The sequence below is a fragment of the Protofrankia sp. CiP1_Cm_nod4 genome (assembly GCF_982290645.1).
Map to the genome: position 1 here is coordinate 46,317 of NZ_CEVIVC010000004.1, position 3,401 is coordinate 49,717.

Sequence of the window (3,401 nt, forward strand, 5' to 3'; positions counted from 1 at the left end):
TGCCCGAGGCCCGGCTCGCGCTCGCGCAGGCTGTGATCCATCTCGCGCTGGCGCCGAAGTCCAACGCGGTCATCCGGGCGGTCGACGCGGCCGTCGCCGACGTCCGCGCCGGGCGTGCCGGCCCGGTCCCGCCCCACCTGCGGGACGCGCACTACCCGGGGGCGGGCCGGCTGGGCCACGGCGACGGCTACCGGTACCCCCACGACCATCCGGGCGGGGTCGTGGGCCAGCAGTATGCCCCCGGCCCGCTGGTGGGGGCGAGCTACTACCAGCCGAGCGGGCACGGGTTCGAGCAGCGGGCCGGACAGCGGCTGGCGTTCCTGCGCGAGGCCCTTCGCGGCTCCACCACCGCCGGCCCCGTGCCCGGCAGCCCCGCCCCCGCATCCGCAAGCACGTCCGCAAGCACGTCCGCCACCGCCGCCGCGCCCGGCAGCGCAGCCGCCGCGCCCGGCAGCGCAGCCGCCGCGCCCGGCAGCGCAGCCGCCGGGGCCGCTGGGACCGGGGCGGCTGCTGGGACCGGGGCAGATGTGGACGAGCCATCAGAGGCGAGTGACCACGAAGCCGGTCGCGCTCGGTAGGGTCACTCCAGGAACGTCGAGTTCGACGCTCCGTCGACCGTTGTCCGGGGGGCCGTGGGTGCTCTCCCGCGGCGTTCCAGGACCCGGGCCCGGCGGCGCGGGAGAAACGTGATCCGCGTCATCGGCCCGTCGGGGAGGCCACCGTCGCGGCGCCGGTGCGAGGGCCTGGTCGCGGAAATCCCGGAGCTCGGTCACGCAGTTTGTCACGAAGGTAAGGCTTGTCACGAAGGTAAGGCTTGTCACGAAAGTGTGGCCGGGTCACGGCCCCTGACAGCGGAGGCAGGGCACACATGTCCGGTGGTGCGATCGCGGGACTGATCGCGGCGGGGGCGTTCTCCGTGCTCGTCCTGTTCGGCTGCTACGTGTTGTTCAAGCTCGGGAAGATCTTCGACGAGGCGGCGGCCCGGGTCCGCCAGACCGGGCTGGCCATCGACGAGGGCACCGCGCGTGTGCGGCAGGCGGGCGCGACCGTGGACGAGGTGAACCAGGCGCTCAGCCATGTGAACAAGGAGCTCGACCGGGTCGACGCCATCACGGCGAACGTACAGACGATCTCGACGAACATCTCCTCGCTCACGTCGCTGTTCGCGGCGACGGTCGGCGGCCCGGTCGTGCGGGTCGCGGCGTTCTCCTACGGGGTCCGGCGGGCGACGGCGAAGCGGGCCCGCGCCGACATCGAGTCACGGATCACGGCGGAGATCAAGGCGGACCGGGCGGCGCAGCGGGCCAGCCGGCGGGCGGCCCGGCGCGCCGGCCCGGCCGCGTCCGCGCCGCCGGCGGCCACCCTGCGCGGGGCCGACGTCGACAGCCGGAGCGCGTGATGCCGCGGCTGTTCTACATCGCGCTCGGCGCGGCGGTGGGAGTGGTGACCGTGCGGCGTGCCGCCCGCGCCGTGTCCACCCTCACTCCGCAGCATCTCGCCGGTTCCCTCGTAGAGTCGGTGCAGGATTTCCTGGCCGACGTCCGGGAAGGGATGGCCGAGCGGGAGGATGAGCTTCGTCAGGCTCTGGGGCTGGATGACACCGGTGACGCGCACGGTGCCGACGGCGGCCCGCCCGGTGCCGCCGCCTCGGGCATCGCCGGTACCCGTTCCGCGTGAGCGCGTCCCGGGGCCGGCCCGGGCATCGGCCGGCCCCGGCGGTCCGCGATGAGCCGCCGGGCGGGGGTGCATGTCGGTATCGACGTGGGCACAGTCAGAATAGGGGTCGCGGCCAGCGACCCTGACGCGAGGATCGCGTTCCCGGTGACGACGCTGCGACGGGACACCCGGCTGAACAGCGATCTCGACGAGATTGCGATGATTGTGCAGGATCGTCATGCGGTGGAGGTCGTTGTGGGTCTCCCGACACGGCTGTCCGGCCTCCCGGGGCCGGCGGCCCGCCAGGCCCGGGCGTACGCCGGCCTGCTGGCGGCCCGGGTCGCCCCTGTCCCGGTGCGGCTCGTCGACGAGCGGCTGACCACTGTCGTGGCCCACCGCCGGATGGCCGAGCGTGGCCTGCGCGCACGGGACCGTCGCGCAGTCGTAGACCAGGAGGCAGCGGTGCAGATCCTGCAGTCCGCCCTGGACATCCCGCGTGACGCGGGGGCGTCCGACGCCGTGGCCACCCGGCGCGAGCCGGATCGCCGCGCGGACGACACGTGATCGGGGACGACCTCGACGAGCTGCTCGATGACGCGTCAGGCAGCCGGGCCTCGTACCGCAGCAGGCCCACCGGCGGTGGCCGTGGAAGCCACGGCAGCCGTGGCAGCCGTGGCCGGGCCCGGCGGCGGGGCCGTACCGCGCACAAGCTTATCGCGGTCCTGGTGGTGGTGGCCGGGGTCCTCTGCGGCGGGATCTACGGCGCGGGCAAGGTGATCGGGCGCGTCACGGCCGGCGAGTCGGCGATCGACTACTCCGGGCCCGGCGACGGCTCGGTCATCATCCAGATCCAGGCCGGCTCGACCGCCCGGGACATCGCCCGGGTGCTCGCCTCCGCCGAGGTCGTGCGGACACCGGCCGCCTTCGTCAACGCGGCCGCGGCCGACGAGCGGTCACGTTCCATCCAGCCCGGCTTCTACCGGCTCAGGCAGCACCTGCGGGCGGCCGACGCGCTGGCCACGCTGCTGGACGTGAAGTCCCACACCCTGTTCCGGCTCACTATCACCGAGGGCATGACGGTCAAACAGGTGCTCACGGCGCTGGCCGAACGCACCGGCCAGCCGCTCCCCGCGCTCGAGGAGATCGTGAGGAGGCCGGGCGAGCTCCAGCTGCCGTCGTACGCCGCCAGCGTCGAGGGCTATCTGTACCCCTTCACCTACGACCTGCGGCCCGGCGCCTCCGCGACCGCCACGCTCAAGGGCTTCGTCGACAGGTTCAGGACGGAGACGGCCGGCCTCGGCATCGAGGCGGGCGCGGCCGCGCTGGGCCGCACCCCTCAGGACATCGTCACGATCGCCTCCATCATCGAACGTGAGGTGAAGAACCCGGACGAGGGGCCGAAGGTCGCCCGGGTCATCTACAACCGGCTCGCCGACACCTCCGGCCGGTTCCGCCGCCTCGACCTGGACTCGACCACCCGGTACGCCCTCGACGAGTACGAGGGCCCGCTGACCCAGAGCCAGCTCGCCAGCAACAACCCCTACAACACCCGCAAGGTGGCGGGCCTGCCGCCGGGGGCCATCTCCAACCCGGGGAAGTGGGCGCTGGAGTCCGCCCTGCACCCGGCCGACGGGCCGTGGACGTACTTCGTGTCCCTGCCGAAGTCGAACGTGACCATCTTCGCGACGACGGACCGGGAGTGGCAGGAGGCACTGGCCCGCTACCGCTCCGAGGGCGGGTCATGA

The 3,401-nt window shown here is 73.6% G+C and carries 5 protein-coding genes; all 5 read left to right on the forward strand.

The window, feature by feature from the left end; all coding sequences use genetic code 11:
• A partial coding sequence (locus tag AC5LSR_RS02010; RefSeq protein WP_493468091.1) for an AAA family ATPase occupies positions 1-578 on the forward strand: 578 nt, incomplete at its 5' end.
• Between the two features lie 290 nt (positions 579-868).
• Complete coding sequence (locus AC5LSR_RS02015) at positions 869-1,399, forward strand: DUF948 domain-containing protein (RefSeq protein WP_493464500.1); 531 nt, start codon at positions 869-871, stop codon at positions 1,397-1,399.
• Positions 1,399-1,677 carry a hypothetical protein gene (locus AC5LSR_RS02020; protein WP_250292105.1) on the forward strand — a complete coding sequence of 93 codons (279 nt, stop codon included), beginning with the start codon at positions 1,399-1,401 and terminating at the stop codon, positions 1,675-1,677. Before AC5LSR_RS02015 ends, AC5LSR_RS02020 begins: the two co-directional genes overlap by 1 nt.
• 48 nt (positions 1,678-1,725) lie before the next feature.
• Complete coding sequence (gene ruvX, locus AC5LSR_RS02025; RefSeq protein WP_250292103.1) at positions 1,726-2,220, forward strand: Holliday junction resolvase RuvX; 495 nt, start codon at positions 1,726-1,728, stop codon at positions 2,218-2,220.
• Positions 2,217-3,401, forward strand: coding sequence for an endolytic transglycosylase MltG (gene mltG, locus AC5LSR_RS02030; RefSeq protein ID WP_250292101.1), 1,185 nt, complete (start codon positions 2,217-2,219; stop codon positions 3,399-3,401). The genes ruvX and mltG overlap by 4 nt, the downstream gene beginning before the upstream one ends.

Bases quoted from the DNA above. Each gene is read 5' to 3' on its own strand.
- AC5LSR_RS02015 (WP_493464500.1), top strand. From the start codon at position 869: ATGTCCGGTGGTGCGATCGCGGGACTGATCGCGGCGGGGGCGTTCTCC.
- AC5LSR_RS02020 (WP_250292105.1), top strand. From the start codon at position 1,399: ATGCCGCGGCTGTTCTACATCGCGCTCGGCGCGGCGGTGGGAGTGGTG.
- ruvX (WP_250292103.1), top strand. From the start codon at position 1,726: ATGAGCCGCCGGGCGGGGGTGCATGTCGGTATCGACGTGGGCACAGTC.